Genomic DNA, 13912 nt, shown 5'->3' with positions numbered 1-13912 from the left:
GCGCACCCTCGATCCCCGCCCGTCCTCCCACTCGTTCCCCCGCGGGGAGGGCGGGCGCACCCTCGATCCCCGCCCCGCCTGAGACGGATCCGTTGAAACCGGTGACCATTCATACGGGGTCGTCTAAGATGTGATGTCATGGACACACTTACAGGTCTGCTCGAAGGTCCGAAGGCCCGCGGCGCGTTCCTGCTGAAGTCGGTCTTCAATCCTCCGTGGTCCCTCCGGGTCGAGGACCGGGCGCCGATCTCCGTGGTCACCATGGTGCGCGGAGACGCCTGGGTCCTCCCCGACAAGGGGCACCCCGTACAGCTGCGCCCGGGCGATGTCGCCGTGGTGCGCGGCCCCGACGCGTACACCATCTCCGACCGGCCGGAGACGGACGTACAGATCGTCGTGGGGCCCGAGCAGCGCTGCAACACCACCGAGGGCGAAGACGTCACCGAGACCATGGCGCTGGGCGTGCGCACCTGGGGCGACGACAGCAGGGCCGGCGCCTCGGTGATGCTCAGCGGTACGTACCAGGCGCCCAGCGAGATCGGCCGGCGGCTGCTCGCCGCCCTGCCCGTACTGCTGGTGCGGCCCGCGGAGGCGGGCGACAACCCGCTCGTCCAGATCCTCGCCCAGGAGATCAGCAAGGACGAGATCGGCCAGGAGCTGGTCCTCGACCGGCTGCTGGACCTGCTGCTGGTGAGCGTGCTGCGCACCTGGCTCGCGGTGCCCGAGTCGGGCGCGCCCGCCTGGTACCGCGCCCAGAGCGACCCGGTGGTCGGTCCCGCGCTGCGGCTGCTCCACGAACAGCCCGGCAAGGCCTGGACGGTGGCCACGCTGGCGGACACGGTGGGAGTCTCCCGCGCCGGTCTGGCCCGCCACTTCACCACGCTCGTCGGCGAGCCGCCGATGGCGTATCTGACGGGCTGGCGGCTCACCCTCGCCGCGGACCTGCTGCGCGAGCCGGACGCGACGGTGGCGACGGTGGCGCGCCGGGTGGGCTACAGCGGCGCGTTCGCGCTGAGCGCGGCGTTCAAGCGGGTACGGGGGGTGAGCCCCCAGGAGTTCCGCAAGGGGGGCCAGGGGGAGCCGCTGCAACGCTTGAGCGCGCCGACGCAGACGGTGGTCCTGGACCGCTGAGCGCCACCCGGCGGGGGGCGCGGTGGGGTGCGGGTGCGCCTGCGGTGCGAGTGCGGTGCGGTATGCGGCTGGCGGCGGTGTGTGTCTGACGGCGCGGTGCGCCTTCCGGCGGGGGCCGGTGGGTGGTGCGGGTGCCGGGGCACTCCGGAGGTGCGTGTCCGGACGGCATGCTGTGCTTTCCCGGGGACACCCCGGACCCCGTACGCCGCGTGCGGGCCGGGTTTTCGGTGCGGGTTTTCGGTGCGGGTTTCGTGTGCGGCACACATCACGCTTCGGTGTCCGGACACGCACCTCCTGCGACCCCGACCCCCTCCTGCCGCATGCCGGGTTTCCCTCCGGTGCCGGGCTGTATGTCCGGCGCTGTCCGGCGGTTGGGGACGGTCCGGGCCCGCACGGGGGGCGACACCGCCGTCAGGAGGAGGCCGTTTCGGGACAGCCAGCGGCCGGAGAAGGCCGTGGGCGCGCCGGGCGGGGGATCGGCCGGGTGGAGGTACGCCGTGAACGTGCCGTCCGGGCTGATGCGTACCGTCGCGTCCGCGAAGCCCAGCCAGCGTTCCACCGACGGGTACCACGCCTTGTAGACCGCCTCCTTGGCCGAGAACAGCAGCCGGTCCCAGCACAGTCCCGGGCGCTCCTCCGTCAGCCGCTCCAGGGCCGCGCGCTCGCCGTCCGAGGCGACCAGGCCCAGCACACCGCGCGGCAGCGGCTCCGCGGGCTCCGCGTCGATGCCGAGCACGGTCACCTCGGCCGCCCTGGCCACCACCGCGGCCCGGTAGCCGTCGCAGTGGGTGATGCTGCCCACCACCCCCGCGGGCCACTGTGGAGCGCCTCCGGCGCCCGGCAGCAGGGGCGCCGGCGCCACGCCCAGTTCGGCGAGGGAGCGGCGCGCACAGGCGCGCGCGGTGGCGAACTGCGCCTGGCGGCGCGCCCGGCGGCCGGCCATCAGCGCGGCCTCCTCCGGGAACAGCGGAGCGGGCGCCAGATCGTCGAACGCTTCCGACGATCTGACGCCCGGGGGCAGAATCTCCTCGATCACGGCGAGGTCAGGCGCGCGGACGGGCGACGAGGCCCGCGACGGCCCGTACGATCTCGTCCGGCCGCTCCAGCGGGAGCATGTGACCGGCGCCGGGAAGCTGCTCGAAGCGGGCGTCCGGCAGCGCCTTGGCCACCGCCTTGCCCAGCTCCGGCTTGACGACCCGGTCGTTCTCGCCCGCGAGCACCACGGCCGGTACCTCCACCGCCGCCAGTCCCGCGCGCAGATCCATCCCGCGCGACGAGGCGAAGCAGTCGGCGCGCACCTGGGGCGCGATCGCCGCGAACATCTGCCGGTTGACCTCCAGCAGGAACGGGTCGACGCCCTTGCCCATCGTCTGGGCCAGCAGCCGCCGGCCGAGCGCGGGACGGCGCAGGGCGCGGGAGAAGAGCGCGCTGCCCATCATGCGCACCTCGCTGTCGGGCGTCTCCTGGTCGTGCGCGGCCGTGCCCAGCAGCACCAGTCCGCGCAGCCGGCGCGCGGCGGCGGGATCGGTCGTGGCGTACGACATCGCGGCGAAGCCGCCGCCCGAGTGCCCGACCAGCACCGCGTCCCGCGAGCCGGTCTCGCCCAGCACCGCGGCCAGGTCCGCGCCGAACCGACGGACGGCGATGGGCTCCTTGCCCAGGCTCGACGCGCCGTGGCCGCGCTGGTCGTACAGCACCACCCGGTACCCGGCCCGGATCAGCCGGTCCGTGACGGTGCCCCAGACCCGGCGGCCCGCGGCCCAGCCGTGCGCGAGGACGACCGTCGTACCGCCGCCGGCACCGGACCTCAGCGGCGCGAGGACGCTCACCGCGAGCGCGGCGCCGTCGTCGGTCCGCACGGTGGTCTCGTCGGTACGGGCGACCGCGTCGGCCGCCGGCGTGACGGTGCTCATCGCGCCCCTCCGGCCGGTACCGCGCTGAGCTGCTTGCCCAGCGCCACGAAGGCCGCCTGCGCCGCCTTGGAGTGCTCGGCGCCGATGTCGGCGACCTTCTCCATCAGCTTCATCTTGCCGTGCGCCCGCCCGCGGAAGTGCATGGAGATACGGGTGCGGCGCCCGTGGTCCAGCGGCTCCAGAAGGAAGTCGGCCGGACCGCGGAAGACTCCGTCGACATACTCGACGGTCAGCCTGCGGCCCGGGACGACGGACTCCGTACGGGCGGTGAAGCGGAGCTTGGGGCCTCCGTTGCCGACACCCTTCGTGTGGACGGTCACGGCGACCATGCCGCCCACCTTGTCGGGCGCGCCGGAGACCGTCTCGAAGGTGTTGGCCGGGACCCACCAGCGGGCGGCACCGCGGAACTCGGCGACGAGCGCGTCCCAGACGACGTCCGCGGGGGCGTCGACCACCGCCTCGTCGATGATGTCGTAGCCGTTCATGCCTGTCTCCCTGTGTGGGACGGCGGATGGGATCGAAGGAGCGGGGCCCCGGGACCCGTCGTCACACCGACGACGGACCCCGGCGGAGCCCCGCTTCCGTGCCCGGCGTGGCGGGCCGGCCGAAGTGGCCGGCCCGGCACACCGGATCAGGCGAAGAAGCCCTGACCGGGCGTGAGGATGCCCGCCGGGTCGTAACGGCGCTTCGCGTTGCAGAGGTCGGTGTAGCGGTTGCCGAAGTGCTTCTTCCAGTCCGCGGGAGTCATCCGCGGGATGGCGCCGACCAGGTAGCGCTTGGCGCCCAGCGCCACGGCCTTGTCGTACAGCCGGCGGTTCTGCTCCAGCATCCCCGCGATGTTCGGCTCACCCGGGTGCGGGAAGCGCAGCAGGTCGAAGAGGTAGCCGATCGAGTCGTTCGGCTGGACCGCCATCGGACGCTTGAGCTTCGAGGTGCGGTACGGGTACGTGAGCACGAAGCCGACGCCCAGGTCGTTCGCGGTCAGGTCCGCCTCGGCGATCTGGAGGAACTGCTTGACCTTGGCCGCCGGCAGGAACAGGCTCAGCCAGGGCTTGGGCTGCTCCCAGTAGCCGCCCGCCTTGTAGTCCTCGACGTACGCGTCGAACCGGAAGATGTAGTCCCGGAAGGACATGTCGTCGACGGTGGCCTCGGAACGGACGTCCCGCAGCCCGGCGATCAGCGGCTCGCGGGCCGGAGCGGTGCCGGTGTAGGTGGCGCCCAGCTCCATCCGGTAGCGCCAGCCCGAGTCGTCGGGCTTCCGCGCGAGTTCGCCGGCCTGGACCTCGAACTTGCCCGCCGCCATGACCTTCTCGGCGTCGGCGAGGTAGGTCGCCACGTCGTTGTAGACGAGGTTGAAGACGACGATCCGCTCCTTGGCGGGGACGATCTTCACCGTGAGGCGGACGATGATGCCCACCTGGCCGCCGCCGGCCAGCGCGGCGTTGAACAGGTCGGAGCGGACACTGGGGGAGGCGGTGAGCAGCTGCCCGGTACCCGTGACGATGTCGATCGACTCGATGGTGTCGACCGCCAGGCCGTACTTGCCGACCGTGCCGCCGATGCCGCCGACGCTGATCGTGCCGCCGATCGACAGGTGCATGTAGTCGGGCATGGCCGGCGGCATCTTGCCCTTGGCCGCCGCCGCGTCGGTGAGCTGGGCCCAGGTGACACCCGCCTCGACCACAGCGGTGTTCGTGCCGACGCTGATGACCCTGCCCAGACCGCGGGAGTCGATCGAGATACCGCCGGGCACCGCGGCCTGGCCGTAGTTCGAGTGCGACTCAAGGTCGTCGCCGGTGCCGCTGCGCCCGTTGGCCGCGATCTTCAGGTTGTTGTCCCGGGCGAAGTTGACCATCTTGACGATGTCGTTGACCGAGCCCGGCACCAGCACGGCCCACGGCGTGATGTTCGACACCAGCGCGCCGAAGTCCTTGCTGAACTGCACCAGGTCGGCGGCCGAGGTCTTCAGCGAGCCGTCCAGCGGCGGCACGGGGGCCACCTGTCCGCCACCGCCATGGCCTCCGCCACCGTGCCCGCGGCCCGCCTCGGCGGCGGTGGCCCACGTCTGCGTGGCCACGTTCCAGCCGACGACGGTCGCGGCGGTGGCGGCCATTCCGCCCAGAACTCTGCGCCGGGAAGGGGTGTTGCTGCTCATCTGGTCCGTTCTCCCGTTCGTCATACGTGGTTGACCGCCGGTCGACCGGCGCCCACGGTGGTGGCGAGCTGGTACTCGCCCAGGTCGAAGTGCTTGGTGCCGTTGCGGAACCGCCAGGTGTACGTGGGCCAGATCGACGGGTTGCGCCCGGCGCTGTCCAGGTACCAGCTCTTGCAGCCGCCGGCGCTCCAGACCGCGCGGGCCTGGCGCTTGTCGAGCGTGGCGTTGTACGCCCGCTGCGCCTCGGGCCGCACCTCGACGCTGGACAGGCCGCGCTTGTCCATCTGCTTGAGGGCGTCGACGACGTAGGCGATCTGCGACTCGATCATCACGGTCTGGGAGGAGTGCCCCAGCGTCGTGTTGGGACCGAGCATCATGAAGAGGTTCGGGAACCCGGCGATGGTCGTACCGCGGTGCGCGGACATCCCGTCGCTCCAGGCCTCCCGGAGCTGGACGCCGCCCTTGCCCCAGATGCGCCGGGCGACCGGACGGTCTGTGGCGAGGAAGCCGGTGCCCATGATGATGGTGTCGACCTCGCGCTCCTGGCCGTCCTTGGTGACGATGGACTTGGCCCGGACATGGTCGATGGAGTCGCTGACGATGTCCACGTTCGGCTGCTGGATCGCCGGGTACCAGGTGTTCGAGAACAGCAGCCGCTTGCACGCCACCACGTAGTCGGGCGTCAGCCGCTCACGCAGCGCCGGGTCGGCGACGCTCTTCTTGAGATGGTCGGAGGCCATCTTCTGGACCTTCTCGGCGACCTTGGGCCGGGCGAAGGCGAAGGCCAGGACCTCACGGCCCCACATGTTGAAGTTGCGCCGGAAGCTCTGGTAGCCCGGGAAGCTGCGCAGCATCTTCGTGTGGAAGGCGCTGTTGACCTTGTCGTTCTTGGGACCCACCCACGGAGGCGTGCGCTGGTAGAGGTCGAGCCGGCCGACCTCGGGCTGGATCTTCGGCACGAACTGGATGGCCGAGGCGCCCGTACCGATCACGGCGACGCGCCTGCCGGTCAGGTCGTGGTCGTGGTCCCAGCGGGCCGAGTGGAAGACCTTGCCCTCGAAGTCCGCGAGTCCCGGCAGGTCCGGGACGGCCGGCTCGCTGAGGTAGCCGGCGCCCGCGACCAGGACCTGCGCGGTGTACTCGCCGCCCGAGGTCTCGATGTGCCAGCACCGGGTGTTCTCGTCCCAGCGGGCCGCGATCAGCTCGTGGTTGAAGCGGATGTGCGGGCGCACCCCGAAGCGGTCGGCGCAGTCCCGCAGATACGTGAACACCTCGTCGCGCTTGGCGAAGGTGCTCTTCCACTCCGGATTGCGGGCGAACGAGAAGGAGTACAGATGGGCCTGGACGTCACAGGCGCAGCCCGGATAGTTGTTGTCGCGCCAGGTGCCGCCCACCTCGTCGGCCCGTTCGAAGACCAGGAAGTCGTCGATCCCCTGCTGGAGCAGCCGGATGGCCGTACCCAGACCGGAGAAGCCGGTGCCGATGACCGCGACCCGCAGATGACGGGTGGGGCCCCGGCCCGCCGACTCCTCCGTCCCGTCGCTCGCGCCGCCCCCGTGGGCGGGTTCGAGAATGCTCGTCACGGTGGCCTCCTCAGCCCCTGCGCTCGATGGTGACGCGGAAGTTGTTGAAGAACTTGTCTTCGAGGGTGTAGGCGAAGATGTCGAGGTAGCGCTCGAAGCGGGCCACGACCTCCTCGCCCTCCAGGGCGACGGCCGTCTCACGGTCCGCGGCCAGCCGCTTCAGCCAGGCGCGGCACGCCATGGCGAAGGACTCCCGCTCGTTGACGATCTCCACGACGTGGAAGACGCCCTCCGCGGCGGCGGTCAGCTCGTGGAGGTGCGGGATGTGCATCCCCTCGAACTCGGAGCGCTGAAGGAACTTCAGGTCGGCGAGCAGCTCACGGTTCATGGGCTGCGCCTCGGCCGTCATCGTGTGCAGGACGAACTTCGCACCCGGGTTCAGGGCCTTGGCGACCTGGTTGAAGAAGAAGCGGTAGCGCTTGGTGCGCTCGCGCGGCGGCAGGTTGGAGGAGACGAAGTGCTCCAGCGCGTTGATGCAGAACGCCGCGTCGTACTTCTCGTCCGTCTCGTGGTCCGCCCAGCTCTCCACCCGCGTGGTGATGCGCGGGTTGTCCAGGCCGGCGATGAACGCCTCCTGGGTGCGGCTCAGCGTCAGACCGACGGCCTGCTCGACCCCGTGGACGGTGGTGAGGCGGTTGAGCATGGTGCCCCAGCCGCAGCCGATGTCCAGCACACGGCGGGTGCCCGCGGCCCCGGCCAGCTCGGCGAAGGTGTCGAGCTTGCGCTCCTGAGCCTCGTCCAGTGTCGTGACGAGGTCCTCGCCCTGCTCCCAGTAGCCGCCGGAGTACATCATGGTCGGACCCAGCAGGAGCCGGTAGAAATCGTTGCTCACCTCGTAGTGGTGCCGTACCGCGTCGACCTCGGGGTCCACGGATCTGGGGGCGACCGTTGTCATGCTCGACCTCTTTCCTGTGTCGCTGCGCCGCTCGTTCCGACCGTTGATTCGGCCACGAGCAAACCGTGTCGCTCGCAACAGATGTGCAAGACGCCCGTGCTTCGGTGGTGTTGCGCCTGGGTTGCGCGGCCCGCGCTTCCATGCCTCTCGAAACCGGATGCACCGCGAGAGAGGACCGAAGCTCATGACGCTGCCCACCATCGAAGAACTGGCGAGCCAGCTCGAGGCCGTGTCGGGCGCCCAGGAGGTCAGCCCCGATGCACCGCTCCAGCACATCGCCGATGTGGACTCGCTGGACCTGATGGAGTGGCTGTACGGGTTCCAGAACCAGTACCCGGACATCCCCGCCGACGAGTCGCTCTTCGCCGACCTCGACGACACCACCACGCTGCGCCACGTGTACGAGCGGATCCTCGCGCTCGTCCCGCAGCCGGCTCAGGCGTAACGGGACCGCCTGTGAACGGCTTCGACATCACCGGGTGGGGCATGGCCGTACCCGAGCGCAAGGTCACCAGCGTGGAGTTGGCGGAGCGTTTCGGCGTCGACGAGAACTGGATCGTCAGCCGGTGCGGTATCCGGGAGCGCCGGGCCGTCGGACCGGGCCAGACGACCGCCTCACTGGCTGTCGAGGCCGGCCGTCGCGCGCTGGAGAAGGCGGGCCTGACCGGTGGCGACATCGCTCATCTGATCGTCGCCACCGCCACGCCCGAGCAGCCCTCTCCGGCGACGTCCGCCTTCGTCCACCACGATCTCGGGATCGCGGGCGGGGCGCACGACGTCAACTCCGAGTGCGCGGGCTTCATCTACGCGCTGGTGTCGGCGATGGCACTGATCGCCATCGACCCCCGGCCGATCCTGCTGATCGGCTCCGACACCCACACTCTGACGGCCAACCCCGCCGACCGTGATCTGTCCATCCTCGTCGGCGACGGCGCCGGCGCGGTGGTGCTCCAGCCGGGACCCGAGAACCGGGTCAAGGCATGGAACCTCGGCGCGGACGGCTCCTGCGCCGGCAGCCTCAAGGTGCTGGCGGGCGGCAGCAGGATGCCGACCACCGAGGAGACGGTCCGCCAGGGCCTCCACTACGCGCAGATCAACGGCAACGAGATCTATCTCAACGCCGTGCGCTACACGGTCCGTACGGTCCGGGAGACGCTGGAGAGCGCCAAGGTCGACGCGGCCGACATCGATCATGTCATCCCGCACCAGGCCAATATCCGGATCATCAACTCGATCCTCAGCCACACCGGTCTGCGCCAGGAGGCGCTGATCACCAATCTGGAGCGGTACGGCAACACCGCCTCCGCGTCCGTCCCGATCGCTCTCACCGAGGCGCTCGACGAGGGCCGGATCAAGAACGGTGACAAGGTGCTGCTCGCGGGCTTCGGAGCGGGCATGACCTGGGGATCGATCCTGATGGAGTGGGGCGGGGTGAGGAAATGAGCGGCAACAAGCCGCAGGGCACTCGCCCCGAGAAGCCGGTCGCCCTGGTCACGGGAGCGTCCGGCGGGCTGGGACAGGCCCTGGCCCTGGAACTGGACGCGCTCGGCTGCCGGGTGGCGGTCCACTACAACAGCTCCGAGGTCCAGGCCCGGGCCGTTCAGGAGAAGCTCGCCAACGACTCGGTCGTGGTCACCGGTGACGTCGGCTCCTGGGACGCCGTCACCGCGATGTACGCCCGGATCAGCGACGAGCTCGGTCCCGTCGACGTCCTCGTCAACAACGGCGCGATCCGCAAGGACGCGCTGATGGCGATGCAGTCGCCGGCGGACTGGGCGCAGGTGATCCAGACCAACCTGGTCGGTTCGTTCCACACCGCCAGGGCGACCGTGCCGTACATGCTCCGGCAGCGGTGGGGACGGATCATCAATGTGGTCTCGCCCTCCGGTCTGATCGCGACCGCGGGCCAGACCGCGTACTCGGCCTCCAAGGCCGGTCTCATCGGCTTCACCCGCACCCTGGCCGCCGAGTGCGGCCGGCGCGGGGTGACCGTGAACGCCCTCTCGCCGGGCTTCATGATCACCGGAATGACGAAGGACCTGCCCGGCCGTGTCATCGAGGGGATGGAGGACAAGGCGCCCATCCCCCGGTTCGTCACGGTGGAGGAGGTGGCCCGCAGCGCCGGGCTCTTCCTGGACCAGGACTGTATGACGGGCCAGGTCATCAGTATCGACAGCGGAGTCTCGATCACCTGACGCGGCCGGCCCCCGGGCCGTCCGCCAGGAGAGTCCGTCATCGCCCCGTACGGCCGGTGTGCCCCTCTGGCGCATCCGGCCGTCCGGCATGCCCCGGCCGCACGGCAGGACATCGCGCCCCGACCGGCCGGCGAAAAAAGAGGCGGCCCGGCTACTGCCGGGCCGCCCGCGTATGTTCCCCCGCTGTCGGTTACGCCACACGCCGCGTCGGCGCGGACCGCGCCGGACGCACCGGATGGGTGAGACAGCCGTCCGTCGTCAGTGAGCACGGCCGCGGCGCGGCCGGTCTCGGCGACGGAGCCTCGAACATGCCCATCAGCACCGGATCCAGCCGGGTGACGGCCTTCGGTTCCGGTGCGGGCCGCCGCTCCGGCGTACGGAGCAGTTCCAGATACGCCGCCTCGCTCTCGGGCGCCGGATCTATCCCCAGCTCCTCCGCCAGAACCTCCCTGAGCTGCTGATAGGTGCGCAGCGCCTCGGCCCGGTTGCCCGCCGTGCGGTGCGCGGCCATCCGGCACCGGTAGGCGCTCTCCCGGAACGGGGCGCGGCGTACGGCTTCTTCGGCGTACCGCAGCGCGTGATGCTCGTCGCCGAGCGCGGACGAGGCCAGGCTCGCGGTCTCCAGCGCGGACAGACGCAGCTCGTCGAGCCGCTCCCGCACGCTGTTGACCCACTCGCCCTCATGGGCGGGGAGGAATGACCCGCGTAGATTCGACACAGCAGCGGACGCGAGCTGCTGCGCGACGGCGTACGAGCCCGCCGCGTACGCCTCGGCCGCCTCGCTCAGCGCCGCCTCGGCGCACTCGACGTCCACCGCCGCGTCGTCGGGCAGCCGCAGCAGATAGCGGCCTCCCTGGGCGACGAGCGGGGTGACACCGGGCTGCTGCCGGGGAAACGTGACGAAGGTACGGACCCGGCTGACGACACTGCGCAGGGCCGAGGCCCAGGTGTCGGGCAGGCCGTCGGGCCAGACGGTGTCCGCCAGTTGGTCGCGGCTGGTACCGCCGGACCGTTCGAGAATGAGCCGGGCGAACGCGACTTGGGCCTGAGCGCTGGACAGATGCTGCGGAGGAACCCCTTCGGGTTCGATCGTGACGAGACCAGCAAGTCTGATGAGCAAGCTGTACTCCCCGGTGCGGTCGGCTGTCTGCCGGTTCCACCGGCGGCGGTTGCCGCCGGCGACATGATCGGAATCTCGCCAGGGGGCCCGTCCACGATGGTTCTTGTGAAGGAGATCGGGACAAGAGGTGCATGCCCCCTGCACAAGATTTGGACGATACCAATCGGCCTTCTCTACGTGTCAACCATGGCCGGGGAACATTCCCCGGGAATTGGTCGGAGAGCAGGATTCCGCTTCCTGGGCCATGTCGCGTTCTTCTTGCGTTGTCGGGTTTCCCCATTTCAGGGTCGTGTTGCGCGCGGCTTGCGCGGCTGTCGTTGAATTGCGTCGCACTTTGAGTCCAAGGTTGAGCGGACTCCGGTAATTGTCCGAAACGTGGATGAGGAGACGCACGTGAACACATCCGGAGGATGGGAACGTCTCGCGCCGAAACTGGACGCGACGCGTCGTCGTGTGCAGTCCCTCGAGTGGGAGCCCGCCCGCCGCAACAGCTTCGTGACGTACACGGTCGAGCGTGACTCCGCGTACGCCGACCTCGACGGCGAACGCCTCCTGATGATGTCGGGCTACAGCTATCTGGGCCTGGCGGGCGACGAGCGCGTGGTGGCGGCGGCCAAGGCCGCGGTCGATCTGTACGGCACCGGCAACCACGGCGTGCGGGCGCTCGCGGGCTCGATCCCGCTGCACGAGGAGTTGGAGGCGGAGGTCGCCCGGTTCGCCGGCCGCCAGGAGGCGATGGTCTTCGGCTCCGGCTACGCCGCGAACGTCGGTACGGTCGGCGGACTGGTCGGCGGCGGGGACACCGTCTTCATCGACAAGTACGACCACGCGAGCATCGTCGACGGCTGCCGGCTCAGCGGCGCCACCGTCACCCGCTTCCGGCACAACGATGTCGAGCACCTCGACCGGCGGCTGGCCGCCGCGAGCACCGACGGGATCAGGCTCGTCATCGTCGACAGCGTCTACTCCATGGACGGCGACATCGCTCCGCTGCCCGAGCTGCGCGCCGTCTGCGACGCGCACGACGCGCTGCTGATGGTGGACGAGGCCCACGCGCTCGGAGTCATCGGCGCCACCGGCAAGGGCATCGAGGAGCACTTCGACTACCGGGCGAAGGTCGACATCAAGCTGGGCACCCTCTCCAAGGCCATTCCCTCGATGGGCGGCTGGGTGGCCGGGCCGAGCGAGCTGATCGGCCATCTCAAGTACGCGGCACGGCCGTTCCTCTTCTCCGCGGCCCTCGGCCCGGCCCAGTCCGCCGCGGCTCTGGAGTCGCTGCGCATCCTGGAGCGCGAGCCCGAGCGCGTCAGCCACATCCAGCAGGAGTCCGCGCGGTTCCGCCGGATGCTGAACGAGGGCGGGATGCGCACCGGCGACAGCGAGACCGCGGTCGTCCCGGTCATCGCGGGCTCCGACGACGCGGCCTACGACTACGCCACCGCCTGCCGCGCGGCCGGTGTCATCGGACTGCCGGTGGTCACACCCGCGGTCCCCAACGACCTGGCGCGGCTGCGGATCGCGATCACCGCCCGGCACACCAAGGCGGACATCGACTTCGCCGCGGAGGCCTTCCTCAAGGCCGCCCACGAGTGCGGACTGATCCCGGGCTGATCCACCGGCCGCGCGCTCCGCGTCCGTCCCACCCACCACGCGCACTCTCACGCTCACCCACGCGCCGGCGCCAGTCGGCCGCTGTCCGCCGTCCGCCGTTCGCACGGGATTCGGGATACGGGATGTCAACCTCACCGAGGCACACACAGCTCAAAGCGCCTGTCGCGATCACCGGCATGGGCGTCGTCACACCGGCCGGCTGCACCCCCGACGATCTGTGGACCACGCTGCGCGCCGGCCGGTCCACGGCCGCCACCCTCACCCATCTCGACCTGGAACGGCACCGGGTACGGATCGGCTGCCGGGTCCGCGGACTCGACGAGACCGGACTGGTGCCCGCCAAGGACGCCCGCAGGATGGACCCGTTCGCGCTGTACGGCACGACGGCGGCCCTCGCCGCCCACCGGGACGCGGGCGCGCCGTCCGTCGACCCGGACCGTACCGCGATCGTCGTCGGCAACGCCGTCGGCGGCCGGGCCACCAGCGACGCGGAGTCCAAGAACTTCACCGAGTCGGGACCGCACCGGGTCAATCCGCTGATGCCGCTGATGACGATGCCCAACGCGGCGGCGGCCCAGATCGCGATGCGGCTCGGCTGGCAGGGGCCCGCCCTGACGATCGCCACCACCTGCGCCAGCGGGGCCGACGCCATCGGCCACGCGGTGATGCTGCTCCAGACCTACCGGGCCGACGTGGTGCTGGCCGGAGGCTGCGAGTCGACGCTGACGCCGGTCACCCTGGCCGGATTCGGCAACCTCAACGCCGTGTCGCTGCGCAACGACGACCCGGAGCGCGCGTCCAGGCCCTTCGACGCCGACCGGGACGGCTTTGTGATGGGGGAGGGCGCCGGCTTCGTCGTACTGGAACGGCTCGACGACGCGAAGGCGCGCGGCGCCCGGTCCTACGCGACCGTCGCCGGCTACGCCTCCACCGCCGACGCGTTCCATCTCTCGATGCCGCTGCCGGACGGCGGCGCCGCGATCGGCGCCATGTCGGGAGCCATCGCCGACGCGGGCCTGATCCCCTCCGACATCGTGCACATCAACGCGCACGGCACCTCGACGCCCTTCAACGACCGCGCCGAAGCGGTCGCGCTGGCCAAGGTGTTCGGGCCCGACGGGCCGCCGGTCACCGCCAACAAGAGCGTCATCGGCCATCTCATCGGAGCCGCCGGCGCGGTCGAACTCATCGCCACCGTGCAGGCGATGCGCCAGTGCGAGGTCCCACCCACCGCCAATCACGAACGGCTGGAGCCAGGCATGGAAATCGACGTGGTCCACGGCGCGCCGCGCGCCGTCGCATCCGGTCC

At 70.8% G+C, this 13912-nt stretch carries 13 protein-coding genes; 6 read left to right on the top strand and 7 right to left on the bottom strand.

Annotated features, from left to right (window positions below):
- Positions 1 to 138: 138 nt before the first annotated feature.
- A complete protein-coding gene (locus BFF77_RS08420; protein ID WP_066945746.1) occupies positions 139 to 1131 on the top strand; it encodes an AraC family transcriptional regulator in 993 nt (330 codons plus the stop codon).
- A gap of 265 nt (positions 1132 to 1396) precedes the next feature.
- Here BFF77_RS08420 and BFF77_RS08415 read toward each other — a convergent pair whose 3' ends face one another.
- The 6 genes from BFF77_RS08415 to BFF77_RS08390 form a co-directional block, all read right to left on the bottom strand.
- On the bottom strand, positions 1397 to 2167 hold the full coding sequence (locus BFF77_RS08415; RefSeq protein ID WP_066945743.1) for a 4'-phosphopantetheinyl transferase family protein: 771 nt from the start codon (positions 2165 to 2167) through the stop codon (positions 1397 to 1399).
- 7 nt (positions 2168 to 2174) lie between these two features.
- Positions 2175 to 3044, bottom strand: coding sequence for an alpha/beta fold hydrolase (locus tag BFF77_RS08410; RefSeq protein ID WP_066945740.1), 870 nt, complete (start codon positions 3042 to 3044; stop codon positions 2175 to 2177).
- A complete protein-coding gene (locus tag BFF77_RS08405) occupies positions 3041 to 3529 on the bottom strand; it encodes an SRPBCC family protein (protein WP_245703317.1) in 489 nt (162 codons plus the stop codon). The genes BFF77_RS08410 and BFF77_RS08405 overlap by 4 nt, the downstream gene beginning before the upstream one ends.
- Positions 3530 to 3675: 146 nt before the next feature.
- The gene (locus BFF77_RS08400; RefSeq protein WP_066945737.1) at positions 3676 to 5199 is read right to left on the bottom strand and encodes an FAD-binding protein; all 1524 of its coding nucleotides are present in this window, start codon (positions 5197 to 5199) and stop codon (positions 3676 to 3678) included.
- A 20-nt stretch (positions 5200 to 5219) separates the two neighbouring features.
- The gene (locus BFF77_RS08395; protein ID WP_066945734.1) at positions 5220 to 6782 is read right to left on the bottom strand and encodes a flavin-containing monooxygenase; all 1563 of its coding nucleotides are present in this window, start codon (positions 6780 to 6782) and stop codon (positions 5220 to 5222) included.
- A 10-nt stretch (positions 6783 to 6792) separates the two neighbouring features.
- Positions 6793 to 7677, bottom strand: coding sequence for a class I SAM-dependent methyltransferase (locus BFF77_RS08390; protein WP_066945730.1), 885 nt, complete (start codon positions 7675 to 7677; stop codon positions 6793 to 6795).
- Between the two features lie 184 nt (positions 7678 to 7861).
- Here BFF77_RS08390 and BFF77_RS08385 point away from each other — a divergent pair, with 184 nt between their 5' ends.
- The 3 genes from BFF77_RS08385 to BFF77_RS08375 are packed head-to-tail and all read left to right on the top strand — an operon-like array spanning position 7862 to position 9872.
- Entirely contained in the window at positions 7862 to 8122 is a 261-nt protein-coding gene (locus tag BFF77_RS08385) for a hypothetical protein (protein ID WP_046502425.1), read from the top strand.
- A gap of 11 nt (positions 8123 to 8133) precedes the next feature.
- The gene (locus tag BFF77_RS08380; protein WP_079124951.1) at positions 8134 to 9120 is read left to right on the top strand and encodes a 3-oxoacyl-ACP synthase III family protein; all 987 of its coding nucleotides are present in this window, start codon (positions 8134 to 8136) and stop codon (positions 9118 to 9120) included.
- On the top strand, positions 9117 to 9872 hold the full coding sequence (locus BFF77_RS08375) for an SDR family NAD(P)-dependent oxidoreductase (protein ID WP_066945726.1): 756 nt from the start codon (positions 9117 to 9119) through the stop codon (positions 9870 to 9872). The genes BFF77_RS08380 and BFF77_RS08375 overlap by 4 nt, the downstream gene beginning before the upstream one ends.
- Positions 9873 to 10062: 190 nt before the next feature.
- Here BFF77_RS08375 and BFF77_RS08370 read toward each other — a convergent pair whose 3' ends face one another.
- The gene (locus tag BFF77_RS08370) at positions 10063 to 10992 is read right to left on the bottom strand and encodes an AfsR/SARP family transcriptional regulator (protein WP_066945723.1); all 930 of its coding nucleotides are present in this window, start codon (positions 10990 to 10992) and stop codon (positions 10063 to 10065) included.
- A gap of 393 nt (positions 10993 to 11385) precedes the next feature.
- Between BFF77_RS08370 and BFF77_RS08365 the strand changes: the two genes are divergently transcribed.
- Together BFF77_RS08365 and BFF77_RS08360 are read left to right on the top strand one after the other, a co-directional pair.
- Positions 11386 to 12603 carry an aminotransferase class I/II-fold pyridoxal phosphate-dependent enzyme gene (locus tag BFF77_RS08365; RefSeq protein WP_066945720.1) on the top strand — a complete coding sequence of 406 codons (1218 nt, stop codon included), beginning with the start codon at positions 11386 to 11388 and terminating at the stop codon, positions 12601 to 12603.
- A 122-nt stretch (positions 12604 to 12725) separates the two neighbouring features.
- Positions 12726 to 13912, top strand: a 1187-nt coding sequence (locus BFF77_RS08360) for a beta-ketoacyl-[acyl-carrier-protein] synthase family protein (RefSeq protein WP_066945717.1), incomplete at its 3' end; no start/stop codon positions are given.

It is taken from the genome of Streptomyces lushanensis (genome assembly GCF_001700515.1).
In the GTDB taxonomy this organism is placed as follows: domain Bacteria; phylum Actinomycetota; class Actinomycetes; order Streptomycetales; family Streptomycetaceae; genus Streptomyces; species Streptomyces lushanensis.
Note: the sequence above shows the minus strand (reverse complement) of the source record. Positions and strands in the feature narration are given on the sequence as shown.